Origin of the sequence: Haloechinothrix sp. LS1_15 (assembly GCF_033042135.1) — a bacterium.
Taxonomy (GTDB): domain Bacteria; phylum Actinomycetota; class Actinomycetes; order Mycobacteriales; family Pseudonocardiaceae; genus Haloechinothrix.
In genome coordinates, this window is sequence record NZ_WBXM01000008.1 from 58254 (window position 1) to 83525 (window position 25272).

The window sequence follows — 25272 nt, forward strand, 5'->3', positions numbered from 1 at the left end:
GGATACGTGAGGTGGCGCGGGTGCGGGTCGAGCGGGTACTGGTGGCCAACCGGGGTGAGATCGCGGTAAGGATCATCCGAGCCGCCCGATCGCTCGGGATGACCGCGGTGACCGTCGCGTCCCTGGACGACGGCGCGTGCCTGCACGCCGAGCTCGCCGACGAGGTGATCCCGCTGCCAGGTAGCGGCGCAGCGGCCTTCCTCGATGGTGATGCGATTCTTGAGGCGGCCCGGTCATCGGGTTGCCACGCGGTCCATCCCGGCTACGGCTTCCTCGCCGAGAACGCGCGGTTCGCCCGGCTATGCGTCGATGCCGGGCTGGTATGGGTCGGCCCCGATCCCGAGACCGTGGCTACCCTCGGCGACAAGGCACGGGCACGGCAGCTCGCCGAGAAGGTGGGCGTCGCCGTGCTTCCCGGTTCCACCCCCATCCACTCGCCCGCCGATGCCACGGAGTTCCTCGACGCGCTCCCACCGGATGTGGCGATCATGGTCAAGGCACGCTCCGGGGGTGGCGGTACCGGCCTCCAGGTGGTACACGACAGGGGCGAGTTGGCCGAGGCCATGCAACGCTGCCGTGCTGCCGCGAGCGGGGCGTTCGGCGGCACCGAGGTGTTCCTCGAGCGGTACCTGCCGCGCGCCCGCCACATCGAGGTCCAGCTACTCGGCGACGCCACCGGCGATATCTCCGTGCTCGGTGATCGTGACTGCAGTCTCCAGTATCGCAGGCAGAAGCTCGTCGAGATCGCTCCCGCTCCCCTGCTGGACCCCGAGACACGCCGCGCGCTGGGCGAAGCCGCCCTGGCCATCGCCTCGCGAGCGAATTACCGGAGCCTCGGTACCGTGGAGTTCCTGCTCGGCAGCGACGCTGCTCACGCCGCCGCGCAGCCCTACTTCCTCGAAGTCAATCCCCGGTTGCAGGTGGAGCACACAGTGACGGAGGAGGTCACCGGCATCGACCTGGTGTGTGCCCAGCTCCGCGTCGCCTCGGGCGCCACCCTCGCCGATCTCGACCTGCCCACCGGGACCGTTCCGCATACCCGGCAGGCTCACGGGATCGCCGCGCAGGCACGCATCAATGCCGAGGAACCGGGACCGGACGGCACCCCCGTGCCCAGCGCGGGAACGCTGGCCGCCTACACCCCGCCCGGTGGCCCGGGAGTGCGTGTGGATGGATACGGCTACGCCGGTTACCGGATCACCGCCCGCTACGACAGCCTCCTCGCGAAGGTCATCACCCGTGACAGCTCCGGCGATCTCGGTGCCGTGCTCGACCGCCTGCGTGGCGCCGTACGCGAGTTCCATATTACCGGGTTGGGAACCAACCAGGATCGCATGACAGAACTCCTCACACGGCGAGACATTTTGACATGGAACGTCCATACCGGACTTATCGACGAGTACTTCGACGCGCTCTCCGGGGATGACCATGCCACCGGGGAGCATCGGCACCGTGCCACCGCCGATACCGCTACCGCACCGTCCAATGCGAGCAACGGCGAGATCGTCCTCCACGCTCCGGTGACCGGAACCGTGGTCTCGGCCGCGGCGACCGAGGGCACCCCTGTGGCGTGCGGGGAGACAGTACTGGTGCTCGAAACCATGAAAATGGAGCATCCGATCGTGGCGAGCGCCGCGGGTACGGTACACGAACTACTCGCAGAACCCGGGGAGGTAGCAGGTGCCGGTCAGCCACTCGTACGGCTGGTGACGACCGGAACCGCTATCGGCACAAGCCGCACCGGGGCGACCGGCGACGGCTCCCGGCACGCCGATCCCGGCAGGATCAGGGGTGATCTGGCGGACACGTATCGTCGCCACGCGCTGACCACCGATCACGCCCGGCCCGAGGCGGTAGCCCGGCGCCACCGCGAGGGCCGCCGCACCGCGCGGGAGAATCTCGCCGACCTGTGCGACACCGACAGTTTCCTGGAGTACGGCCCCCTCACCGTAGCCGCGCAGCGCAGCAGGCGATCGGCCGAAGACCTCGCCGAGAACACCCCGGCCGACGGTCTGGTAGCGGGTATCGGAACCGTCAATTCAGAACTGTTCGGATCAGACAGTTCACGTGTGATTGCCATGTCGTACGACTACACAGTACTGGCCGGAACGCAAGGAACACGCGGTCACGCCAAGAAGGACCGCATGTTCTCGATCGCCGAACGGGAGCGCCTGCCGGTTGTGCTGTTCGCCGAGGGCGGTGGCGGACGCCCTGGCGACACCGACGGTGCGTGGGTAACTGGACTAGACTGTGAATCCTTCGCTCGATACGCCACGTTGAGCGGAACCGTGCCGCTCGTCGGTATCGCTTCCGGCCGATGCTTCGCGGGCAACGCAGCGTTGCTCGGCTGCTCTGATGTCATCATTGCCACTATCGATGCCACCATCGGCATGGGTGGACCTGCCATGATCGACGGAGCCGGACTCGGCAGTTTCCGGCCCGAGCACATCGGACCGGCGGAGGTCCAATGTGCCAACGGTGTCATCGATGTGCTCGTCGAGGATGACGTGGCCGCGGTCGCTGTCGCCAGAAAGTACCTGTCGTACTTCCAGGGACCGCTCGACCACGGTGACATCTGCGACCAGCGCGTGCTACGAGAGGCGGTACCGGAGAACCGCAAGCGCGTGTACGACGTGCGTGCGTTGATCGAAACCCTGGCCGACACGGCTTCCGTGCTGGAGCTCCGCGGGGACTTCGCACCGAACATCGTCACCAGCCTCGCCCGAGTCGACGGCAGGTCCGTGGGGATACTCGCCAACGATCCTGGCAGTCTGGGCGGCGCGGTCGACGCACCGGCTGCCGACAAGGCTGCACGGTTCCTGCAACTGTGCGAGGCATTCGGGATCCCAGTCGTGTCGCTGGTAGACACTCCGGGGTTCATGGTCGGGCCGGACTCGGAGCGAGCGGCCGCTGTCAGGCATGTAAGCCGGATGTTCGTCACGGCAGCGAGCCTGACCGTGCCGTGCGGCACCATCGTGCTGCGCAAGGCCTACGGACTCGGCGCGCAAGCTATGGCCTACGGCGGCTTTCGCAGTCCTCGCTTCCTCGTCTCCTGGCCGACCGGCGAGCTCGGACCGATGGGATTAGAGGGCGCGGTGCGGCTCGGTTACCGGAAGGAGCTCGATGCGATCACCGACCGGGAGGAACGCGAGCGCGCCTTCGACGCCATGGTCGCCGAGGCCTACGAGCGGGGACGAGCCGCGCACGTCGCCTCGGCGTTCGAGATCGACGACGTGATCGACCCGACGGAATCCCGCCGGTGGATCGCCACGCTGCTGTCCGGGCACCCGCCTCCGCCCGGCGGCAGGCCGTTCGTCGACACCTGGTAACAGCAGCAGGCAACGAAGTCACGCAACGGGAGGAGATGCTGATCATGATCGAAATCGCGGGCGCGGCAGCTGTCGTCACCGGTGGCGGCAACGGCATCGGCAAGGCGCTGGCCACGAGGCTCGCCGAGGGGGGAGCACGCGTGGTCGTCAACGACCTCGACGCGGAGGCCGCGTGCGCCGTCGCAGCCGAGATCGGCGGGTACGCCGTGCCGGGCGATGCCGCCAGCGCGGCGGGAGCGCGCGAGCTGGTAGCCCGTTCCCGGGATCAGCTCGGCGAGATCGATCTCTTCTGCGCCAACGCGGGCATCGCCGAACAGGGTGGTCCCGACGCGGCGGAGGCGGTCTGGCGGCGATCCTGGGAGGTCAACGTGATGGCTCATGTCAGGGCTGCGACCGAGCTCCTGCCGTCATGGCTGGCGCGGGGACACGGCCGGTTCGTCGTCACCGCCTCGGCCGCTGGCCTGCTCACGATGCTGGGTTCGGCGCCGTACTCGGTGACCAAGCACGCCGCGGTGGCCTTCGCCGAGTGGCTGTCGGTGACCTACGCGCATCGCGGGATCACCGTGCAGTGCCTGTGCCCCCAGGGTGTGCGCACTAGGATGCTGCCGGAGGAGGGCACCGCCGGGCATGCCGTGCTCGGCGATTCGGCGATCGAACCCGAACAGGTTGCCGACACCTTCTGGGAGGCCCTCGGCGACGACCGGTTCCTGATCCTGCCGCATCCCGAGGTAGCGGGATACTACGCGACTCGCGCGACGGCCACCGAGGACTGGCTGGGGGCCATGCGGCGGATGCAACAGCGCATCGAGACGCTGCCGACCTCTGGACGACAAACCGACCAGTAGGTATGGTCCATCGCACAGCACACACCGCACGAGCTCACTGGAGACGTCATCATGACCACAGGAGTGTGGGGGCGACGGCGCAGACACGGCTTGTCCGTGCTGCCTGCGACGATCACGGCAGCACTGGTGTTGGGCGCCTGTACCGGCCCGGGGAGCCAGCAGGAGTCCGCGGGCGGACCAGGCGTACCACCCGAGGCATCTCCCGAGGAGTACCAAGAAGCGCTCGCGGATATGGAGCCCGTCGAGCTCGTCAGCCAGACCTCGAGCGGACCGGGATCGGTCGTCAGTGCCGCGACCGAAGCGTACGCCGAGGTCCTCGAGGAATGGTCCGGTGGAAAGGTCACTCTGGACATCGCGTACAACAACTCGGTCGCAGAGCCAGGTGAGATCGGCGACGCCCTCGCCGACGGCAGGCTCGATATGAGCTACGTGCCCGTGTTGTACGACCCTTCCCGGTATCCGGCCAACAACGCCCTGATCGATGCGACCTTTCTCGGTGAGCAGAGCCCGGTCGTCGGCACGCTGCAGACCAACGCGGCCTTCCTCGAGGCAGCCTTCGACTCTCCGGAGATCATGGAGGAGTACACCGACAACGACATGTACCCCGTGCTGCCTTACGCACCGAGCGACCGGGTCGGCATGGCGTGCACGGAGCAGCGCACCGAGCTCGAGGACATGTCAGGTGCGCAGGCTAGGATCGCCGCCCACGTCCACGCAGGCCAGGTCGAGGCGCTCGGCATGTCCCCCGTCTCGCTCGACCTCACCGAGATGTACGAAGCCTTGCAGCGCGGGGTGGCCGATTGCGCTGTTGCCAATCTCTGGATCGCCGACATGACCGGGATCCTCCCCGTGGCCTCCGAGTACATCATCGACTCCGAGGTCGGCATGGCCAAGACTCCGTACGGCATTGCTATGAGCATGGCGACATGGGAGCAGCTGCCGCTGGCCGCGCAACAGTTACTACACGACAAGCGCGACGTGTTCCTCACCGAGATGTTCCGCGAGGGCGTGTGGCAGGGAGTCGCGGATGGCCTGTCCACGATAGACGAGGCAGGTGCCTCCGTCTCCGAGCTCTCACCGGACGCACGTGCGGCACTCGAGAGCGCGAACGAGGAGATCCTGGCTGGGGTGCGCGATACCGACGCGCTAGCCGACGGCAATGCACTGGTGTCCGAACTGTCCGACTCACTGGATGTCTGGTACGAGATCGTGACCGAGGAGCTCGGCTACTCCGACGAGGTCGGTTACGACGGGTTCGCGGAGTGGTACGCGGAGAACGAGGTCGATCTGGAGCCGTTCATCGACCGGCTTTACGACGAAATCCTCGACGAGCACCGGCCGGAAGAGTGAGGTAGCAGCACACGATGCGCTGGCGCGCTGCCGTGAACAGGGCGGGACAGTTGGTCGCGGTGACCGCACTGCTCCTGCTGATGGTGCACACCGTGGCCAACGCCCTGCTCCGCTACCTGGCGGGCAGTCCCATCACCGGGACCAACGAGTACGTCGGCTACTGGTACCTCCCGATCGTGGCGTTTCTCGGTTTCTACTTCGCGCAACGGAGTGGATCGCATATCGAGGCACGTCTGGTGTTCGACAGGCTGCCGCGTACCAACCAGCTCGAGCTCCAGCTCGCCGGGCAGGTGCTGCTCATCGCACTGTGCGTCGGTTTCGCCTATCACGGCTTGCTGGAAGCCATCGAGGCCGTGCAGCTCGGTCTGACCGCGGGTGTCGCCAACATCGTCATCTGGCCGGTGCTGTTCGTCGTACCTCTTGGCTTCACCCTCTTCGCCGCACGACTCGTCATCGATGCCATCGCCACGTTCCGCACGCGTGACCCCGATGCGGCACATACGGAGCAGGCAGGCGAGGGAGTACTGAACTGAGACGAGCACGTGAGGAACGCACATGACCGTCGATCCCACCGCCGTCACCGCGAGTCCCGGCAGCCCCGGCGGGGTATCGCGAGACAGCCACGGCTATTCCGCCAAGCGGATCTGGACCACCCGCATTGCCGTTCCGGTGCTGGTTGCTGGCTGTGTCGGGATCATGTTCCTCGACGCTCCGAGCGAGGTGGTCGGCGTCGGCGGCATCGGGCTGCTGATCGTGCTGATGTTCATCAAGGTGCCGGTCGCGGCCGCACTCTCGGTCTCGGGTCTGCTCGGCCTCTACGCACTGCGCGGTGAGCGCGCCGTCGCCAACGTCATGGCCTCGATCCCCTACGATGCGGTCGCCTCATGGACACTCAGCGTCCTGCCCATGTTCGTGCTCATGGGACTGTTGCTCTGGCGCTCGGGAATTTCGAACAAGATCTACGTCGCGGCGCGACACTGGCTCGGCTGGTTGCCTGGCGGGCTGGCGATCGGCACCAACGCGGCTGGCGCGGGCATGGCAGCAGTGTCTGGGTCCACATTGGGCACCACTTACGCGCTCGCCCGAATCGGAATCCCGGAGATGCTCAACGCAGGCTACCACCGCCGCCTCGCGGTGGGATCCATCGTGGTCGCCGGGCTCGGCGGGCAGCTCATCCCGCCGAGCATCATGCTGGTGATTTACGCAGGGATCGCCGAGGTACCTGTCGGGCCGCAGCTCATCGCGGGTATCGGCCCCGGACTGCTGCTCGCCGCCTGCTTCGGGATCACCATCCTGGCCCTCTGCCTAGCACGGCCGGCTATCAGTGGTCGCGGTAGCGGTGCCGCCGCGATCGTGTCGAGCTGGACGGAGCGGCTGCTCTCGGCCGCCCGGATCTGGCCGGTTCCCGTGCTGATCACTGTCGTGCTCGGCAGCATGTTCGCGGGCGTGCTGACCGCCACCGAAGCGGGTGCCGCGGGAGCATTCGGGGCGGTGTTGTTGGCGCTGTGGTACAAACGCGCCGACAAGCCCATCGGGGCGGTGCGAGCGGCGGCCACCGACACGGTGCGCGTGATCGGCGCGATCCTGTTCATCATCGTCGGCGCCTATATCTTCGCCAGGTTGCTCGCCGTCTCCGGCGTAGCGGCAGGCTTCTCCGACTGGGTCGCCGACGTAGGCCTCGGCAGAGTGGAGTTCCTGCTGCTGATGATGGTGGCCTACCTGGTGATGGGCATGTTCATGGACCCACTGTCCATGATGCTGCTGACCGTCCCGTTGCTCATCCCCACCCTCGAGACCCTGGATATCTCGCTGCTGTGGTTCGGTGTCTTCGCCGTGCTCATGGCCGAACTCGCGGTGATCACCCCACCGGTGGGGATCCTGGCCTTCATCATCCACTCCATCACCGCCGACCCGGAGGTCAACCTGGGACAGCGGATCACGCTCGGCGACGTCTTCCGCGCGATCGGCTGGTTCCTGCCGGTCGCCATCGCCTTCATCCTGATCCTCATCGCCTACCCGGACATCGCCACCACACTCCCCGATCTCATGATGGACGGCTGACCGGCGCACGCTGCGAGCGATACCACTCGTTGGCGGCAGCGGACCAGAACAGCGCGACGGCGACACCGACATAGGCCGTCACCGGAAGGATGCTGGCGTCGCCGGTGAACAGTTGGAAGAGGTTCCACGCAACGTTGAGCGCGCCGATCACGGTCAGCACGATGCGCCACGCGTTGCTGCCCCGCTGCGCCAGCACTGCTGAGACGAGCAACACCCCACCCTGAGCCAGCACACCGATCCCCGCACCGATCGCGACAGCCTGCACCGTTCCCGGGCTGACGTCGAACCCCGCGCCCTCGGCGAAGCCGGTGGCGAACTCGCTCCCACCCGCGGTCACCCCGACCAAGACGAAGAGCCCGAACAGCATCAGCAGGCCACTGCCGATGTAGGTCATGATCGCTCCCGCCAGCACCGAGCCCGGCCGCGGCATCCGCCCGCCACCCCCGGTCCCTGTCATACCGGGATGCCCCGGATACCCCGGGTGTCCCGGCTGCCACTGCTGGTGCTGCTGCGGGTACCCTGGATGCGGCGAGTAGCCGGGCTGTTGCGATGGGTAGTACTGCTCGGCATACGGCGTCGGTCCGCCCTGTTGACCTCCCGGTCGCGCGTACGGATCGCTCATGGCTGGAGCCCCCTCGATCGTGCGGCTGTGCTTGCCCCGCCACACCTTAACGGATCGACCGGTACGGATGGGCGGTTTCCGGAGTATCTCCTCGCTGATCCGACCGGCGATACCACTGTAGACATCGCACGTCGCTCACTGCCCGGCACAGCGCACGAAAAACCGCGGTCCATCGACCAAGTCGATCGACGGACCGCGGCTATCGGTACTAGGTACCCCCGATGGGATTCGAACCCACGCTACCGGCGTGAGAGGCCGGCGTCCTAGGCCGCTAGACGACGGGGGCTGAAGCGCACTGAGAACAACCTAGCAGTTGCCTTTCGTGGCTCCGCAGCTGGGGTACCAGGATTCGAACCTGAACTAACTGAACCAGAATCAGTCGTGCTGCCGGTTACACCATACCCCAAGGGCTTCGGCGTTGTTGCCGCCTAAAATAGTAGCCCACGGTCACTAACCGCCCGCAACCGGGGGTAGGGACCTAGCGAGGGCCGCGTCAGCGCGGGGCGGGTACCGCCGTCCTGCCGTGTTCGGCCATCAGCAGCTCGGGAAGGTCGGCGAGCGTCGCGATGACTCGCACCCCGTCCGGAACCTCCTGGTCGCGCCACTGGTGACGATCCAGCCAAACGGCCTGGAGCCCGGCGCGCGCGGCGCCTGCGGCGTCCGCACGCAGCTTGTCGCCGATATGGACTGCCTGGTCCGGCTCGCAACCCACGGCGGCACACGCCGAGTGGAAGATCAACGGATCCGGTTTGGCGGCGCCGATCTCACCCGCGATGACGACATGGCTGAAGAACCGCGACAGTCCGAGCATGTCGAGCTTCTTCCGCTGATGTGTCCCCGAGGCATTGGTCACCGCGACCATCGCGACACCACAGGAGCGCAGCCACTCCAAGCACGGCAACACGTCCGGGTAAATGCTCCAGTAGCACTGCGCCAGGGCGGCGCGCCTGCGCTCGAACCGCGCGGCGTCCTCGTCGGCCATGTCGACACCGAGTTCGGCGAGAAAGCATCTGGTGCGCTGCCGGTGGACGAACGCGTAATCGAGCCGATCGCTCACCACCTGCGCCACGTGCTCCTCGGTGACGCGCTCCCAGATCGGCCACATGTCGTCCCTGCCGATCATGCTGGCCAGCGCTTGCCGTGATGCTGCGGTGAAATCGACGAGCGTGTCATCGATATCGAAGCACACGGCGCGTAGTCGGGGCGATGGCCAGGTATCGAACGGGGGGACGGCGCTGGCCGAACCGTCTCGGACTGTGTGATGCGTCTCAGCAGAAAGGGGACTCGCGAACTCCACCCGGTGAGACTAGAGGGTGAACGCCGTTGTCCGATTCGGCCAACGAGGTGAAGTCCCGAACTGACACGGTCAAGCAGCCGCGTTGGCCGCCCGTTCCCGAGCTTTCCGCAGTCGCGCCAGCGAGCGCTCGCGCCCGAGGATCTCCATCGACTCGAACAGCGGGGGGGACACCGTGCGCCCGGTTACCGCGACCCGGATCGGCGTGAACGCCTTGCGGGGTCGCCAACCGAGCCTTTCGACCAGCGCGTCCTTCAGCGTGTTCTCGATCTCCTCGGTCCGCCATGCCGACATCGCCTCCAGTGCGGCGATCGCGGCATCGAGCAGCGGGAGCGCGTCCGAGGTCAGGGCCTTCGACGAGGCGGATTCCTCCGGTTCGAAGCCCGCCTCGTCGACGAACAGGAACCGCACCAGCGGGCCTGCCTCGGAGAGCACGGTCACCCGTTCCTGCACCATCGGCGCGATGGCTCGGAGTGTCTCCAGGTCGCTGTCCGAGGGATACGGGTCGAGCACGCCGGCCGCGATCAGGTACGGGAGCATCCGCTCGGTGAAGTCCGCCACGTCCAGCGCCCGCAGGTGGGTGGCGTTGATCGCCTCGGCCTTCTTCACGTCGAACCGGGCGGGGTTCGCGCTGACTTTGCGGATGTCGAATGCCTGGACGAGCTCGTCGACGGTGAAGACGTCCCGGTCATCGGCGATCGACCAGCCGAGCAGCGCAAGGTAGTTCAGTAGCCCTTCCGGGATGAAGCCGCGATCACGATGGTGGAACAGGTTCGACTGCGGATCGCGTTTGGACAGCTTCTTGTTGCCCTCACCCGTGACGTAGGGCAGGTGCCCGAACTCCGGGCGGCCGGTGGTCACCCCGATGCGGGTCAGTGCCCGGTAGAGCGCGATCTGCCTCGGGGTGGACGGCAGCAGGTCCTCACCCCGCAGCACGTGCGTGATGTCCATCAGCGCGTCGTCGACCGGGTTGGTGAGAGTGTAGAGCGGGTCGCCGTTTCCCCGCACCAGCACCGGGTCAGGAACGGTCCCCGCCTGGAAGGTGATCTCACCGCGGACCAGGTCGTGCCAGGTCACGTCCTCGTCCGGCATGCGCAGGCGCAGCACCGGGGTGCGGCCCTGCTCCCGCAGCTCTGCCCGTTGCTGCTCCGTCAGGTAGCGGTCGTGATTATCGTACCCCAGCTGCGGGTCCTGACCCGCCGCCCTGCGGCGCTCGGCCACCTCCTCAGGAGTGGAGTACGCCTCGTACAGCTCGCCGGCCTCCAGCAGCCGTTTGGCGATATCGGCGTAGAGGTGGCCGCGCTCGCTCTGCCGGTATGGCCCGTAGGCACCGCCCACCTCAGGCCCCTCGTCCCAGTCGAGCCCCAGCCACCGTAGGCCGTCGAGCAGTGCCTGGTAGGCCTGTTCCGAATCGCGGGACGCGTCGGTGTCCTCGATCCGGAACACCAGGCTGCCCCCGTTGTGCCTGGCGAAGGCCCAGTTGAACAGCGCGGTGCGGATCAGGCCCACGTGCGGTGTCCCGGTGGGCGATGGGCAGAAACGAACCCGTACGGCTTGACGCTCACTCATCACGCACCCAGCCTAGCGGCCGCGAGCCGAAGGGCCCCTCGGGTACCTGTGGTGTACCCAACGAGCCCATCGGCTCGCCACGCGAGATCAGTCCGAGTCCGCCTGGACGGGGTTGCTCAGCGAGCCGATTCCCGACACCGTGACAGTCACGTTGCTACCCTCGGTGAGGGGGCCGACACCTTCCGGAGTACCGGTCAGGATCACGTCGCCGGGGAGCAGGGTCATGATGTGGGAGACGAACTCGATCAGTTCGCCAACGGTGTGCACCATCTTCGCGGTGTGCGATGCCTGCTTGACCTCGCCGTCCACCTCGGTGCTGATCTCGAGGTCCGCCGGGTCGATGTCGGTGGCGATCCACGGACCGAGCGGGCAGAACGTGTCGTAGCCCTTAGCGCGGGTCCACTGCCCGTCGGCTCGCTGCTGGTCACGCGCGGTGACATCGTTGGCGATCGTGTACCCCCGCACCACCGCGGCTGCCTTGCTCGCAGGCACGTTCTTGACCGGTCGACCGATCACCACCGCGAGCTCGCCCTCGAAGTCGACCCGCTCCGAGCTGGCGGGCATCTTGATCGGCGTGTTCGGGCCGGTCACGCTCGTCGAGGGCTTCATGAAGATCACCGGCGATTCCGGTACCTCCGAACCGAACTCGGCGGCGTGCTCCGCGTAGTTCTTCCCAACCGCGATGATCTTGGTGGGCAGGATCGGCGCGAGCAGCCGGACCTCGGCCAGCGGCCAGCTCCGGCCCGTGTGGCTCGGGGTACCGAACGGGTGCTCCGCGATCTCGTGCACCGTGGCCTCGTCACCGTCGACATCCCCCTCCAGGGAGGCGAAGGCGACACCGTCGGGATGGGCGATACGAGCTAGACGCATAGTGGTGAGCCTAAGCCACCGGACGCGCCGCAGCTCACGCCCCCGGCTCGCGGGCCTGGCGCATGCTCTTGTGCACCAGCGCGTCACACAGCGCCATCCAGCTGGCCTCGACGATGTTCTCGTGCACGCCCACGGTGGTCCACTCCTGCTCGCCGTCCGTGCTCTCGATCAGCACCCGCGTCACCGCGTCGGTGCCAGGATGCCCCTGCTCCTTGGGCGAGCCACCGCCCGGGGTGAGGATCCGCACCTTGTAGTCGATCAGGTCCACGTCCGCCAACCAGGGTAGGTAAGGCGACAGTGCCTTACGCAGCGCGGCATCGAGGGCGTGGACCGGACCGTTGCCCTCGGCGGTGGAGATCACCCGCTCCCCCGACACCGCCACCTTGACGGTGGCCTCGGAGATGACCTCGCCACTGGAGTCGTGGTCCAGCACGACCCGGTAGGACTCCAGCTCGAACGGCAGGTCGGGAGCGTGCTGCCCGCCACTTCCCTCCTCGGCGGCACCGTCCATCTCCCTGCGTAACAGCAGCTCGAGCGAGGCGTCGGCCGCCTCGAACGACCAGCCACGCGATTCGAGAGTCTTCACCTTGTCCACGACCGAGCTCAGCGCCACCGGCCTGCTGGCCAGGTCCACGCCGAGCTCGCGGCCCTTGAGTTCCAGGCTCGCACGACCGGCCATCTCGGTGACCAACACCCGCATGTCGTTGCCGACCACTCCCGGGTCGATGTGGTTGTACAGCAGCGGGTCGACCTTGATGGCACTGGCGTGCAGCCCCGCCTTGTGCGCGAACGCCGACGCACCGACATAGGCCTGGTGGGTGTCTGGGGCGATGTTGGCGATCTCGGCGAGCGCGTGGGACACGCGGGTCAGTTCGGCGGCTCCGCCCGGCGGCAGGGCCTGCATGCCGAGCTTGGTCACGAGGTTGCCGAGCACCGCGAACAGGTCGGCGTTGCCCGCTCGTTCGCCGTAACCGTTGGCGGTGCACTGCACGTGGGTGGCCCCGGCCTGCACGGCAGCGATGCTGTTGGCCACCGCACAGGCCGTGTCGTCCTGGCAGTGGATCCCCAGCCGCAGCCCGGTCCGTTCCTGTACTTCACGTACCGTCTCCGCCAGCTGCAGTGGCAGCTGGCCACCGTTGGTGTCACACAGCACGACCACGTCAGCACCACTGTGCCCTGCCGCCTCGATCACCCGCAGCGCCGTGGCGGGATCGTGGGCGTAGCCGTCGAAGAAGTGCTCGGCATCCAGGAAGACTCTGCGCCCCTGGCCAACCAGGAACGCCACAGTGTCGGCCACCATCGCGCAGGCGGTGTCGACGTCCACGCCAAGGGCGCGCTCGATGTGCCTGCGATCCGACTTGGCGACCAGCGTGATCACCGGCGCCTGTGAGTCGAGCAGCGCCCGGACCTGGGGATCGGCGTCGGCGGGTGTGTCCGCCCGCCGCGTGGACCCGAAAGCGACCAGCACCGCGTGCTTCAGCGGCAGCTCGCCAGAGGCCGCTCGCCGGAAGAACTCCGTGTCCGAAGGCAGCGCACCGGGCCAGCCACCTTCGATGAACCCGACGCCGAGCTCGTCGAGCAATCGCGCCACGGCCAGCTTGTCGGTGACCGAGTACGAGATGCCCTCTCGCTGCGCACCGTCACGCAACGTGGTGTCGTAGACGTGGAATTCGTCGCCGAGCGGCGTATCTGCGGGTTCCGAGCGCATCACGATTCTCTCCCGAATCATCCGGTTCCGGGCAGCGGTGCCGTGCCGTGGTCCCGCCACGGCCGCCCTGCCGTTGGTCTCGTGCCGTAACCGGACAGCCAACAAAAAAAGGACCCCCCGCGACATGCGAGAGGTCTGCGCGCCGAGTGCCTGGGGGCGTTACTCGACGCGCCTACGAATAATCATGACTGCTGGATACGGCATCGAAGCCATCATGCCATACCGGGAAGGGACACGGACGGGGCACCCATCACATGGGCGCCCCGTCTCACATCATGGACCGTGTCCCCATGGGGAGTCCGGCGCTCAGCCGTCCGGCCGGGTGTTCGACGAGACCAGCGCCGCCAACCTGTCCCCAATGGCCTGCGTCGTGCCAGGCGCCGAGTGGTCCCGGGTAGCCAGGTCGAACGCGACCGAGGCATCGATCCGGCGCGCCGCCTCGGCGTGCCCGAGATGGTCCAGCAACAGCGCCGCGGACAGCACCGCAGCCGTCGGGTCTGCGATGCCCTGTCCCGCGATGTCCGGCGCGCTGCCGTGCACCGGCTCGAACATGCTCGGGTTGGCCCTGGTGACATCCAGGTTCCCGGAAGCGGCTAGGCCGATACCACCGGTGACCGCGGCCGCCAGGTCGGTGATGATGTCGCCGAACAGGTTGTCGGTCACCACGACATCGAACCGTGACGGATCGTTCACCAGGTGAATCGTGGCTGCGTCGACGTGCTGGTAGTCCACCGTGACGTCCGGGTGCCGCATGGAGGCTTCCTCCACGACCCTCGACCACAGCGAGCCCGCGTGCTCGAGCACGTTGGTCTTGTGTACCAGCGTGAGGTGCTTGCGGGGCCGCTGCGCAGCCCTGGCGAACGCGTCGGCGACGACCCGTTTGATGCCGAACGCCGTGTTCAGGCTGATCTCGGTGGCGATCTCGTGCTCGGTGTCCTTGCGCAGGATGCCCCCGTTGCCCGCGTACGGACCCTCGGTGCCTTCCCGCACCACCACCATATCGATCTCACCCGGATCGGCGAGAGGGCCGGCCACGCCCGGATACAGCCGGGCCGGCCGGAGGTTGACGTGATGATCCAGCTCGAACCGCAGTCGCAGCAGCAATCCACGTTCCAGGATGCCGCTCGGTACCGAGGGGTCACCCACCGCGCCCAGCAGGATCGCGTCGTGCTGGCGTAGCTCCCCGATCACCGACTCCGGCAGCAGCTCGCCAGTGGAATGCCACCGCGCGGCGCCGAGGTCATAGTTGGTGATCTCCAGGTCGGACGCTGTGGGGGTGACCTCCCCGAGGACCTTCAGCGCCTCCGTCACGACCTCGGGACCGATCCCGTCACCCGGGATCACCGCGAGCCGCATCCAACACCTCCGTCTAGTAAGGATTCCGCTGTGTCACAGGCTCCCCAAGCACGGCAGACTACCCTGCGTAGAAAGCATACGCGTAAGCAGCTCACCCGTGTTCGCGGATCTCGCTACAGCGGCCCGAGCACACTCGCGTCACCCGGTCAGTCGAACGTGACCGATCGGACGGTACGCGCGCCGACGGCGGTGCCGATGGGATCGAGCACAGTGCTGTCGATCGGACGGTCCACCCGCATCAGCAGGATCGCGTTGCCCTCGGACGTCTGGCTGACCTGAGCGGTCTCGATATTCACGCCTGCCTCGCCGAGCAGCGTACCGATCCTGCCAAGCACGCCGGGCCGGTCCGGGTACTCGAGCAGCAACATGTTGCCCTCGGCGCGGATGTCGAAGTGCCTGCCGTTGACCTCGACGAGCTTTTCCACCTCGTCGAGGCCGGTGATCGCACCGGAGACCGACAGCACGGTGCCGTCGCCGTGGACCGCCCGAACGGTCACCTCGCTGCGATAGATCTCGCTTTCCGAGCGCGTCTCGACGTCGACCGCGACACCGAGGTCCTCAGCCAGCCGCGGCGCGTTGACAAAGGTCACCTGATCCTCGACGACGGGGTCGAACACACCGCGCATGGCCGCCAGCGGCAGCACGCTGACGTCCTCGCTCGACAGTTCACCGCTGACGATGACCTGCACCGAGGTCGGTGCGGTCGAGCTGAACGCCGACAGCACCACACCCAGCTTCTGGGTGAGCGGCACGTACGGCCGCAGCTCCTCGCTGACCGTGCCACCACTGGCCACGTTCACCGCATCCGGCACGAAATCGCCGCGCAGCGCGAGCAGCACCGAGTGGGCGACATCGGTACCCGCACGGTCCTGCGCCTCGCTGGTCGAGGCCCCGAGGTGGGGGGTGACCACCACGTTGGGCTTGCCGAACAGCGGGCTCTCGGTGGTCGGCTCGGTGGCGAAGACGTCGACACCCGCCCCACCGATCTGGCCGCTGTCGAGCGCATCGGCCAGGGCCTCCTCGACGAGCAGGCCACCGCGCGCGGCGTTGATCACGATCGCGCCCTTCTTGGTCTTGGCCAGGGCGTCGGCGTCGATCAGCCCGGTGGTCTCGGGGGTCTTGGGCAGGTGGATCGAGATAATGTCCGCCCTGCCGAGCAGCTCATCGAGGTCGACCAGCTCGATCCCGAGCTGCGCGGCCCGTGCAGGCGACGCGTACGGGTCGTAGGCGATGAGCTCGGTACCGAAAGCGGCCACTCGCTGGGCGAACAGCTGGCCGATCTTGCCGAGTCCCACCACGCCGACGGTCTTGCCGTTGAGCTCCATGCCGGTGTATGCACTGCGCTTCCACTCGCCACCCCGCAGGCTCTGGTCGGCGGCTGGTACGCGACGGACCACGGCAAGCAACAACGCCACCGCGTGCTCGGCAGCGGAGACGATGTTCGAGGTCGGGGCGTTCACCACCATCACACCGCGCTCGGTGGCTGCCTGCACCTCGACGTTGTCGAGGCCCACACCCGCGCGCGCGACGACGGTGAGCTTCTTCGCCGCCGCGAGCACCTCGGCGTCCACCTGCGTGGCGGAACGGACCACAAGCGCGTCCGCCTCGGCGACAGCTTCGAGCAGCGCGGCACGGTCGGTACCGTCGACGTGACGGATCTCGACCTCATCACCGAATACGTCCACAACGGACGGCGCAAGCTTCTCAGCGAGCAGGACAACGGGACGACTTGATGCGGTCACAAAGTGCCTCCGGTCTGTCGGGACTTGAGCAGTACGGCGGGCCGGTCGCACCGCTGGACCGGGTGAACTCGCGCACGGTGTACACAGCGGGCGGCCCGCACGACTGGGTTACGGCGACGGAACACCAGCCCGGCAGAGTCTATCGGCGGACGCACCGACATTGACAAGTCGGATACTTCACACGCCGGTGGTCGATCGTGGCGACCGCCGCGTTCTCCAGCAGGTGAAGCCCACACCATCGCACCGGACGGTGAACCATCACACCGGGCGACAACAGCGCCCGGTGTGATGTCGCTCACCGAGCCTACCAGGGTTCGTCGAACTCGCCGTCCTTCGCCCCGAGCACGAACGCCTCCCACTCACTCGGTGTGAACACCAGGATCGTGCCGTCCGGCTCGGAAGCCTGCCGCATCGCGACGTAGGTGACGCCGTCGGTGTGGGGGACGAACGCGATCTCCACGGCGTCCTCGAGCTCGTCCGGATCGACGTCGTCCGGTAACGGCCGCTGCCACTCCGCGTTGCTCAGATCGATCTCATCGCGGATGTGCGCTTTGTCGTCAACCGGCTCGGCCTCCGGCGGATCCTGGGTGGGCTGCTCGTCGCTCATGTCCACACCTCTCAGCGCACCCACGCCATGAGGCTGCGCAGCCGACTGCCGACCTCTTCGATGGGGTGCTGGGCGCCCTTCTGCTCGAGCGCTGTGTAGTTCGGGCGACCCGCCTCGTCCTCGGCGACCCACTCCTTGGCGAATGTGCCGTCCTGCACCTCGGTCAGGACCTTGCGCATCTCCTCCTTGACCGCCGGAGTGATCACGCGCGGCCCCCTCGTCAGGTCGCCGTAGGTCGCGGTGTCCGAGACCGAGTACCGCTGCCCGGCGATACCGCCCTCGTACATCAGGTCCACGATGAGCTTGAGCTCGTGCAACACCTCGAAGTACGCGATCTCCGGCGCGTAACCAGCCTCGGTGAGGACCTCGAAGGCGTTCTGGATCAGCGCGCTCACACCGCCGCAGAGCACGGCCTGCTCACCGAACAGGTCGGTCTCGGTTTCCTCGGCGAAGGTGGTCTTGATGACCCCGGCACGGGTGCCGCCGATCGCCTTGGCGTAGGCCAGGGCCAGTGCCTGCGCGCCGCCGCTGGGATCCTGCTCGACGGCGATCAGGCACGGCACCCCCTTGCCGTCGGTGAACTGCCTGCGTACCAGGTGCCCCGGGCCCTTGGGGGCGACCATTGCGACATCCACATCGGACGGCGGCTGGATGAGACCGTAGCGGATGTTGAAGCCGTGCCCGAAGTACAGCGCGTCCCCCGAGCGCAGATTCGGCGCGATGTCGTTGGCGTAGATCTCGCGCTGCGCCGTGTCCGGAGCCAGGAGCACGATGAGGTCCGCCTCGGCCGCTGCCTCGGCCGGGGTGACCACCTTCAGGCCCTCCTCGGCCGCCTTGGCACGCGACTTGGAGGCTTCGGGAAGACCGACCCGGACGTCCACCCCGGAATCGCGCAGGCTGAGCGCGTGCGCGTGACCCTGGCTGCCGTAGCCGATGATCGCGACCGTGCGCGCCTGTATCAGGCCGAGGTCGGCGTCGTCGTCGTAGAACATTTCGACTGACATGGGGGCTGTCTACTTCCTTTCGGTTGTGTGGGTTCTATGGTTGCGCCCGCGGTGCGGGGGGCCTGGCAACGGCGACGAGGCGGTTACCGGGTCGTCGACCCCGTGATGGACCGCGGTCCCCTGCCAATGGCGACCATGCCCGATTGGACCAGTTCGCGGATCCCGTACGGCTCAAGCATGCGCAGCAGCGCGTTGACCTTGTCGACCGGCCCGGTGGCCTCGATGGTCACCGCCTCCGGAGAGACGTCGACGACCCTGGCGCGGAACAGGTCCACGATCTCCAGAACCTGGCTGCGCACCGTCGCGTCGGCCCGCACCTTGACCAGCAACAGCTCCCGCTGCACCGAGCCCGGTTCCTCGAGCTCGACGATCTTGATGATGTTCACCAGCTTGTTGAGCTGCTTGGTCACCTGCTCGAGCGGCAGGTCCTCGACCGCGACGACGATGGTCATCCGGGAGATCTCGGGATTCTCCGTCGGACCGACGGCCAACGAATCGATGTTGAAACCGCGCCGGGAGAACAGCCCCGCGACCCTGGCCAGCACGCCAGGCTTGTTCTCCACCAGCACGCTCAAGGTATGAGTGCTCACGTACGTGCCTCCTGTCAAACCCCCGTCAGCGCGTGCCCAGTGCCCCGGCCTGCGTTCGCCGGTACCGACCGGGCTCGCTCGTGTTCACCGTGCTCGCCCACGGGCGTGCCGTCAGACCTCGTCGTCGTCGAACAGCGGGCGGATACCCCTGGCGGCCATGATCTCGTCGTTGCCGGTTCCCGCGGCCACCATCGGCCACACCTGCGCGTCCTTGCCCACGATGAAGTCGATGACCACGGGCCGGTCGTTGATCTCGTTGGCACGCCGGATCGCCTCGTCGACGCCGTCTTTGGAGTCGCAGCGCAGTCCCGCGCATCCCATCGACTCTGCGAGCAGCGTGAAGTCGGGGACGCGGTGCATGTGGGTACCCAGATCGGTATTGGAGTACCGCTCGTCATAGAACAGGTTCTGCCACTGGCGGACCATGCCGAGGTTGCCGTTGTTGATCACAGCGACCTTGATCGGCGCTCCCTCGATGGCACAGGTCGCCAGCTCCTGGCAAGTCATCTGGAAACAGCCGTCGCCGTCGACCGCCCACACCTGGCGATCCGGGTAGGCGAACTGCGCCCCCATCGCCGCGGGGATCGCGAAGCCCATCGTGCCGAGACCGCCGGAGTTGATCCAGGTTTGCGGCCGCTCATAGCTGATGAACTGCGCGGCCCACATCTGATGCTGACCGACACCGGCGGCATAGATGGTGTCCGGGGCGGTAAGCGCGCCGAGTCGCTCGATCACGTACTGCGGCGACAGCGATCCGTCCTCCGGCCACTCATAGCCTGGTGGGTAGGTCTCGCGCCAGGAATCGATCTGGGTCCACCACGCGCCGAAGTCCGGCCTCCCGGAACTGTCGATCTCCCCGCGCAACTCGGTGATCAACTCACCGATGATCTCCCGACAGTCGCCGACGATCGGCACGTCGGCCTTGCGGTTCTTGGAGATCTCCGCCGGGTCGATGTCGGCGTGCACCACCGTGGCGTCCTGCGCGAATGTGGACAGCTGACCGGTGACCCGGTCATCGAACCGCGCGCCGAGCGAGATGAGCAGGTCGGAGCGCTGCATCGCGGCGACCGCAGCGACGGTGCCGTGCATCCCTGGCATCCCGAGGTGCTGCTGATGCGAGTCGGGAAACGCACCACGGGCCATCAGCGTGGTCACCACCGGGATACCGGTCAACTCGGCGAGCTCCGCCAGCTCCTTCGACGCCTGCGACTTGATCACGCCGCCACCCACGTAGAGCACGGGCCTGCGGGAGGAGGTGATCAGCTTGGCCGCCTCGCGCACCTGCTTGCCGTGCGGGCGCATCGTCGGCCGGTAACCGGGCAGGTGCATCTCAGGGGGCCAGGAATAGGAGGTGGACTCCTGCAGCACGTCCTTCGGGATATCCACCAGCACCGGACCGGGACGGCCAGTGCTAGCGAGGTGGAAGGCCTCGGCGATGGCTTGCGGGATCTCGGCCGGATCGGTGACCAGGAAGTTGTGCTTGGTGATCGGCATGGTGATGCCGCAGATATCGGCTTCCTGGAAGGCATCCGAGCCGATCAGCGCGCGGGTCTGCTGCCCGGTGATCGCCACCATCGGCACCGAGTCCATGTGCGCGTCCGCGATCGGTGTGACCAGGTTCGTCGCGCCGGGGCCCGAGGTAGCCATGCAGACCCCGACCTTGCCGGTCGCCTGTGCGTACCCGGTCGCCGCGTGGCCCGCTCCCTGCTCGTGACGCACCAGCACGTGCCGCAGCTTCGTGGAGTCGAGCAACGGGTCGTACGCGGGAAGGATGGTGCCGCCCGGGATCCCGAACACGACCTCGGCCCCCACCGACTCGAGGGAACGCACGAGCGCTTGCGCCCCGGTGACCCGTACCGGTGCCCCGGCGGGCGGTGCCGGCTTGGGGCGGGAATCGAGCCTTCCGTGCGGAGCCGGATGCGTCTGCCGTGGCTGCGAGCTCGCTCTCGGAGTGGCGCTTGTCATCGGTTCTGCCTCGTTGGTCGCTGGGTCCGGATAGGTGGCACGGGCACCGCAGGCGATCGTCGTCCCGGTTGCCGGGCAATCGCCGTCGTTGCCGCTACCGTGCGGCGAGCACACGCCCACCGCACGAAAAAACCCTCGCCGACCGTCCGGTCGAACGAGGGTAGCGCGTCGACAGCAGCGAGGCGAGATCGCCTCCTCACGCGCCGTCGACGCGCGGGAGAATTACTACGAGTCCCACTCGCTGCTGCATGCTTCGCACGCTAGCCGCCCCACGAGCCGGGTGTCAACTTGGCGGGACTGTGTTCCCAGATACTGGTCACACCCACATCCCCCGATCGTGTCACCTCGCGCGCTGTGGCCGCGTGGGCGGCGTGGGCGGCGCTACACCCCGGGGACGCCGGGCCACGACGGAACACCCCGGCGGCAGTGTGTGCGACCCCACGAGGCACCATGGACGGCGTGAGCACCACCGGCGACGCACGGAACCAGGAAGCAGGGAAACCGGCCTCCCAGCAGGCATCACAGCCGCAGCACAAGCGGGCGGTCATGCGGATGCCGAAGACCGCCGTGCTCGGTGCGTTGCTCGTCGTCGTGTGCGCGACCCCCCTCGCGATGGCACTGCCCGCGCTGTCGGTGCTCTACCTGTTCCCCATCGCCTTCATCGTCTGGCTGTTCCGCACCCAGACCGTCGCCGACGGCAACGGCTTGACCGTGCGCACCACGTTCGGCACCCGATTCCTGCGCTGGTCCGACCTCAGCGGACTGGCGCTGACCGGGAAGTCCACGGTGCGCGCCGTGCTCACCGACGGCCGTCAGGTCTCGCTTCCCTCGGTGCGCGTCCGCCACCTTCCGGTGCTGTCGCTGGTGAGCGGGGGCAGGATCAGCGACCCGACGGAGCCCCGGCCGCGACCGGCTGCGCCATCCAGGGCCTCCGAGGTATCCTAGGGCGGGCCGCACGGCCTGGGTTAGTCCCGAATAGTCGCCGAGCGCGGGCAGGTGCGACGGAAGGTGGCCAGCACCACGCTCCGATCCGTCACCGGCCCGCCGGCTCAGGGAACATCAGTCAAGCCCGAAACGTTGAACGGCACCGGTGGCCCCGTGCGGGCAACCGGCACGTGCGGGCGCACGCCCGTCGATACGCGCACCGACACCACCGGATCATCACGACGAGCGGCATCACGAGCCCGTAACCCGCGCGTGCGCGGCGTAAGCCAGCCGCGGGACGTGCGGGCGGTGACATGCCCCAGCCACAGCGAACGGCGTGCGCGAGACACGCAGGCCAGCGACAGTGACCAGCAACGAACACCGAGAGGAGGCGGCACGAGATGGAACGCACGGCAACGGACTGGCGGCTTCGTGCCGCCTGCAGGGACTCGGACCCTGAGCTGTTCTTCCCGATCTCCGAGGTAGGCCCGGACGCCGAGCGGATCGAGCAGGCGAAGGCGATCTGCGGGCGCTGCCCGGTGCAGGAACAGTGCCTGGAGTTCGCGCTGACCGAAGGACTCGATCACGGCATTTTCGGCGGGACGACCGCCACCGAGCGGCGCGAGCTCGTCTGGCGGCGCCGCGCCCATCGCAGCGGGGTCACCGGTACCCGCCGCTGACCGGCCACACCATTACCAGGGATTCACGCGGGTAGCCCTACCCTGGGGAGTCGTGAGCACCACGAGCCGCACCGGGACCAGGACGCTGCTTACGGCGCTGACCGCGTCGGGGGCCCTGTTGCTGGCCTCGTGCGCCACGTTCGACGAGTCGGACGCGGGTGGCCAGTGGCAAGCGGCCCCGGAGCTCACGCCGGAACGTGGGCCGCAACCCGACCTGCCGGAAGCCCAGGGACGGGCGGAGCAGGAGGGCAACGAACGCGATTCGATCCCGCCACCGGACGGCTGCACCGATCACGACCCCGCCGTCATCGCCACCTGCCTCGACCCCGTCGGGGCAGTGGCTGCGCTGCCGAGCATGGGCGTCGAGGTAGCAGCCCTCGCAGGGGAGCGGGAGTCAGGCACCCTGTACCGCGCCACGAATGGGGCCGAGCCGGAAGAGGTCACCACGCTCGACGTCGACGCGGCGGGCGACGGGGGGCTAACCGGCCTGGCGCTGTCACCGAGCTACGACTCCGACCAGCTGGTCTACGCCTACATCACCACCGAGGAGGACAACCGTGTGGTGCGGTTCGCAGCGGACTCCGATCCATCGCCGGTACTGACCGGGATCCCCAAGGGGGAACAGGGCAATGCGGGCGCGCTGGCCACCGATCCCGACGGGGCACTGCTGGTGGCCACCGGCAATGCCGGTGATCCCGAGGCGGCGGCCGATCCCGACTCGCTGGCGGGCAAAGTACTGCGTATCGACGACACCGGGGATCCGGCTGCGGGCAACCCCCGCGCGGGGTCGCCGGTCATCGCGAGTGGGCTCCACTCTCCCGGTGGTCTGTGCAGCACCGCGGACGGGTCGCGCTCCTGGGTGACCGATCGTGCCCCGGACGCCGACCGGCTCCACCACATCGAACCCGGCGAGGACCTGTCCAACCCGGCGTGGACCTGGGAGGACCGGCCGGGCGTGGCCGGCTGCGCCGACTGGTCGGACATGGTCATGGTGACCGCCTCGCAGGCGGGGAACGTGCAAACCATGCCGATCGACCCCGACGGCACCATCACCGCGGAACCGCACGTCGTCGGCGAGGACGACGGGTTGGGTTACGGCAGGATCTCGGACGTGGACCTGATCACCGAGGAGGTAGCCGTGGCCGGGACCGTCAACCGGGCAGGTGGTGACCCGGTCTCCAGCGACGACCGGGTCGTGCTGCTGCCCAGGCCGGAAGCGGCAGCGGGCGGCGCGGACTAACCGACCACGCCGCAGCGTTCGAGGATCAGCTCGCGCACCCGCTTGGCGTCGGCCTGCCCCTTGGTGGCCTTCATGACCGCACCCACGATCGCGCCGGCGGCCTGCACCTTGCCGCCCCGGATCTTGTCGACCACATCGGGCTGCGCGGCAAGCGCCTCGTCGATCGCCGCGGTGAGCGCGGAGTCATCGGAAACCACCTCGAGCCCGCGTGCGCTGATGACCTCATCCGGATCACCCTCACCGGCGAGCACCCCCTGCACGACCTCCCGACCGAGCTTGGTGGTCAACGTGCCCTCGGCCACCAGCTCGATCACCCTGGCGACCTGAGCTGGCGTGATCGGGAGTTCGGCCAGCTCGGCTTCCCGGCTGTTGGCCTGCTCGGTCAGGTACTGCACCCACCAGCTGCGCGCGTCGTCGACCGGAGCTCCCGCGTCCACAGTGGCCGCCACAAGATCGGCGGCGCCGGTGTTGACCAGGTCGCGCAGCTCCTCATCGGTGAGGTTCCACTCCGCCTGGATGCGCTTGCGGCGCTCCCACGGCAGCTCCGGCAACGTGGCCCGCAGCTGCTCAATCCAGGCCGCGCTCGGCGCGATCGGCACCAGATCCGGCTCCGGGAAGTACCGGTAGTCCTCCGAGGTCTCCTTCGGGCGCCCCGGCGAGGTCGTTCCGTCGGTCTCCTGGAAATGCCGTGTCTCCTGCACCACCTTCTCGCCCCGTGCCAGCAGGGCCGCCTGCCGGGTCATCTCGTAACGGACCGCCCGCTCGACGCTGCGCAACGAGTTCACGTTCTTGGTCTCGCTACGGGTGCCGAACTCCGCCGAGCCCTTCGGTGCCAGCGAGACGTTCGCGTCGCACCGCAGCGAGCCCTGGTCCATCCGCACGTCCGACACGCCCATCGCGCGCAGCAGGTCACGCAACGCGGTGACGTACGCCCTGGCGACCTCGGGCGCGCGCCGACCGGTTCCGGTGATCGGCTTGGTCACGATCTCGATCAGCGGAACGCCCGCGCGGTTGTAGTCCAGCAACGAGTAGTCCGCGCCGTGGATCCGCCCCGTGGCACCACCAACGTGCGACGACTTACCGGTGTCCTCCTCCATGTGGGCACGCTCGATCCCCACACGGATCGTCTCACCGTCGCCGAGCTCCACGTCCAGGTAGCCGTTGACGGCGATCGGCTCATCGTACTGCGAGGTCTGGAAGTTCTTGGGCATGTCGGGGTAGAAGTAGTTCTTGCGCGCGAACCGGCACCACGGTGCGATCTCGCAGTTCAACCCGAGCCCGATACGGATGGCCGACTCGACGCCGGTGCCGTTGACCACCGGCAACGCGCCGGGTAGCCCGAGGCATGTCGGGCATACGTGGGTGTTGGGCTCGCCGCCGAAGGCGTTCGGGCAGCCGCAGAACATCTTCGTCGCGGTGGACAGCTCGACATGCACCTCGAGCCCGAGCACGGGGTCGAAGTTCGCTACCACGTCCTCGTAGTCCATTGTGTCGCTCATCGATTCAGCCTTCGCAG

Annotated in this window: 20 protein-coding genes and 2 tRNA genes; 8 read left to right on the forward strand and 14 right to left on the reverse strand. The window is 67.8% G+C overall.

Features of this window, described 5'->3' with window-relative positions:
- Positions 1-20: 20 nt before the first annotated feature.
- Genes F8178_RS13640 through F8178_RS13660 form a run of 5 tightly spaced genes read left to right on the forward strand, consistent with a single transcriptional unit; the run spans position 21 to position 7585 of the window.
- Positions 21-3329 carry a carboxyl transferase domain-containing protein gene (locus tag F8178_RS13640; RefSeq protein ID WP_317495151.1) on the forward strand — a complete coding sequence of 1103 codons (3309 nt, stop codon included), beginning with the start codon at positions 21-23 and terminating at the stop codon, positions 3327-3329.
- A 44-nt stretch (positions 3330-3373) separates the two neighbouring features.
- Positions 3374-4174 (forward strand): SDR family oxidoreductase, encoded by an 801-nt coding sequence (locus F8178_RS13645; protein WP_396345491.1) that lies wholly within the window; start codon positions 3374-3376, stop codon positions 4172-4174.
- A 51-nt stretch (positions 4175-4225) separates the two neighbouring features.
- On the forward strand, positions 4226-5524 hold the full coding sequence (locus F8178_RS13650; protein ID WP_317495152.1) for a hypothetical protein: 1299 nt from the start codon (positions 4226-4228) through the stop codon (positions 5522-5524).
- 59 nt (positions 5525-5583) lie between these two features.
- Complete coding sequence (locus F8178_RS13655) at positions 5584-6057, forward strand: TRAP transporter small permease (protein ID WP_317495153.1); 474 nt, start codon at positions 5584-5586, stop codon at positions 6055-6057.
- Positions 6058-6079: 22 nt separating this feature from the next.
- A complete protein-coding gene (locus tag F8178_RS13660) occupies positions 6080-7585 on the forward strand; it encodes a TRAP transporter large permease (RefSeq protein ID WP_317495154.1) in 1506 nt (501 codons plus the stop codon).
- Here the strand turns inward: F8178_RS13660 and F8178_RS13665 are convergent.
- The 13 genes from F8178_RS13665 to F8178_RS13725 all read right to left on the reverse strand — a co-directional run bounded on the left by F8178_RS13665 (position 7569) and on the right by F8178_RS13725 (position 20912).
- A complete protein-coding gene (locus F8178_RS13665; protein WP_317495155.1) occupies positions 7569-8207 on the reverse strand; it encodes a hypothetical protein in 639 nt (212 codons plus the stop codon). The genes F8178_RS13660 and F8178_RS13665 overlap by 17 nt on opposite strands.
- A 213-nt stretch (positions 8208-8420) precedes the next feature.
- Positions 8421-8493: transfer RNA gene (locus tag F8178_RS13670), tRNA-Glu, on the reverse strand.
- Positions 8494-8541: 48 nt separating this feature from the next.
- Positions 8542-8613: transfer RNA gene (locus F8178_RS13675), tRNA-Gln, on the reverse strand.
- 87 nt (positions 8614-8700) lie between these two features.
- On the reverse strand, positions 8701-9396 hold the full coding sequence (locus F8178_RS13680) for an HAD family hydrolase (RefSeq protein WP_317495156.1): 696 nt from the start codon (positions 9394-9396) through the stop codon (positions 8701-8703).
- A gap of 177 nt (positions 9397-9573) precedes the next feature.
- A complete protein-coding gene (gltX, locus tag F8178_RS13685; protein ID WP_317495157.1) occupies positions 9574-11070 on the reverse strand; it encodes a glutamate--tRNA ligase in 1497 nt (498 codons plus the stop codon).
- Between the two features lie 87 nt (positions 11071-11157).
- On the reverse strand, positions 11158-11940 hold the full coding sequence (locus F8178_RS13690; protein ID WP_317495158.1) for a fumarylacetoacetate hydrolase family protein: 783 nt from the start codon (positions 11938-11940) through the stop codon (positions 11158-11160).
- A 34-nt stretch (positions 11941-11974) separates the two neighbouring features.
- Complete coding sequence (gene cimA / locus F8178_RS13695; RefSeq protein WP_317495159.1) at positions 11975-13651, reverse strand: citramalate synthase; 1677 nt, start codon at positions 13649-13651, stop codon at positions 11975-11977.
- A 303-nt stretch (positions 13652-13954) separates the two neighbouring features.
- Entirely contained in the window at positions 13955-15004 is a 1050-nt protein-coding gene (locus F8178_RS13700) for a 3-isopropylmalate dehydrogenase (protein WP_317495160.1), read from the reverse strand.
- Positions 15005-15150: 146 nt separating this feature from the next.
- On the reverse strand, positions 15151-16746 hold the full coding sequence (gene serA, locus F8178_RS13705) for a phosphoglycerate dehydrogenase (protein ID WP_317495161.1): 1596 nt from the start codon (positions 16744-16746) through the stop codon (positions 15151-15153).
- 304 nt (positions 16747-17050) lie between these two features.
- Positions 17051-17353, reverse strand: coding sequence for a DUF397 domain-containing protein (locus tag F8178_RS13710; protein WP_317495162.1), 303 nt, complete (start codon positions 17351-17353; stop codon positions 17051-17053).
- 11 nt (positions 17354-17364) lie between these two features.
- The gene (gene ilvC / locus F8178_RS13715; RefSeq protein WP_317495163.1) at positions 17365-18357 is read right to left on the reverse strand and encodes a ketol-acid reductoisomerase; all 993 of its coding nucleotides are present in this window, start codon (positions 18355-18357) and stop codon (positions 17365-17367) included.
- An 83-nt stretch (positions 18358-18440) separates the two neighbouring features.
- Complete coding sequence (gene ilvN / locus F8178_RS13720) at positions 18441-18947, reverse strand: acetolactate synthase small subunit (protein ID WP_317495164.1); 507 nt, start codon at positions 18945-18947, stop codon at positions 18441-18443.
- Between the two features lie 111 nt (positions 18948-19058).
- Positions 19059-20912 carry an acetolactate synthase large subunit gene (locus tag F8178_RS13725; RefSeq protein ID WP_317495165.1) on the reverse strand — a complete coding sequence of 618 codons (1854 nt, stop codon included), beginning with the start codon at positions 20910-20912 and terminating at the stop codon, positions 19059-19061.
- 459 nt (positions 20913-21371) lie between these two features.
- Between F8178_RS13725 and F8178_RS13730 the strand changes: the two genes are divergently transcribed.
- From F8178_RS13730 to F8178_RS13740, 3 genes are all read left to right on the forward strand, one after another.
- Positions 21372-21857, forward strand: coding sequence for a PH domain-containing protein (locus F8178_RS13730; RefSeq protein ID WP_317495166.1), 486 nt, complete (start codon positions 21372-21374; stop codon positions 21855-21857).
- A 380-nt stretch (positions 21858-22237) separates the two neighbouring features.
- Entirely contained in the window at positions 22238-22516 is a 279-nt protein-coding gene (locus F8178_RS13735; RefSeq protein WP_317495167.1) for a WhiB family transcriptional regulator, read from the forward strand.
- 52 nt (positions 22517-22568) lie between these two features.
- The gene (locus F8178_RS13740; protein WP_317495168.1) at positions 22569-23756 is read left to right on the forward strand and encodes a PQQ-dependent sugar dehydrogenase; all 1188 of its coding nucleotides are present in this window, start codon (positions 22569-22571) and stop codon (positions 23754-23756) included.
- On the opposite strand, the gene gatB is transcribed toward F8178_RS13740, so the two are convergent.
- The gene (gatB, locus tag F8178_RS13745) at positions 23753-25255 is read right to left on the reverse strand and encodes an Asp-tRNA(Asn)/Glu-tRNA(Gln) amidotransferase subunit GatB (protein ID WP_317495169.1); all 1503 of its coding nucleotides are present in this window, start codon (positions 25253-25255) and stop codon (positions 23753-23755) included. The two genes, F8178_RS13740 and gatB, sit on opposite strands and share 4 nt — an antisense overlap.
- Positions 25256-25272 lie beyond the last annotated feature (17 nt).

Coding starts and splice junctions, on each gene's coding strand:
- F8178_RS13645 (WP_396345491.1), top strand. CDS start 3,374: ATGATCGAAATCGCGGGCGCGGCAGCTGTCGTCACCGGTGGCGGCAAC.
- F8178_RS13650 (WP_317495152.1), top strand. CDS start 4,226: ATGACCACAGGAGTGTGGGGGCGACGGCGCAGACACGGCTTGTCCGTG.
- F8178_RS13660 (WP_317495154.1), top strand. CDS start 6,080: ATGACCGTCGATCCCACCGCCGTCACCGCGAGTCCCGGCAGCCCCGGC.
- F8178_RS13665 (WP_317495155.1), bottom strand. CDS start 8,207: ATGAGCGATCCGTACGCGCGACCGGGAGGTCAACAGGGCGGACCGACG.
- gltX (WP_317495157.1), bottom strand. CDS start 11,070: ATGAGTGAGCGTCAAGCCGTACGGGTTCGTTTCTGCCCATCGCCCACC.
- F8178_RS13690 (WP_317495158.1), bottom strand. CDS start 11,940: ATGCGTCTAGCTCGTATCGCCCATCCCGACGGTGTCGCCTTCGCCTCC.
- F8178_RS13700 (WP_317495160.1), bottom strand. CDS start 15,004: ATGCGGCTCGCGGTGATCCCGGGTGACGGGATCGGTCCCGAGGTCGTG.
- F8178_RS13710 (WP_317495162.1), bottom strand. CDS start 17,353: ATGAGCGACGAGCAGCCCACCCAGGATCCGCCGGAGGCCGAGCCGGTT.
- ilvC (WP_317495163.1), bottom strand. CDS start 18,357: ATGTCAGTCGAAATGTTCTACGACGACGACGCCGACCTCGGCCTGATA.
- F8178_RS13725 (WP_317495165.1), bottom strand. CDS start 20,912: ATGACAAGCGCCACTCCGAGAGCGAGCTCGCAGCCACGGCAGACGCAT.
- F8178_RS13735 (WP_317495167.1), top strand. CDS start 22,238: ATGGAACGCACGGCAACGGACTGGCGGCTTCGTGCCGCCTGCAGGGAC.
- gatB (WP_317495169.1), bottom strand. CDS start 25,255: ATGAGCGACACAATGGACTACGAGGACGTGGTAGCGAACTTCGACCCC.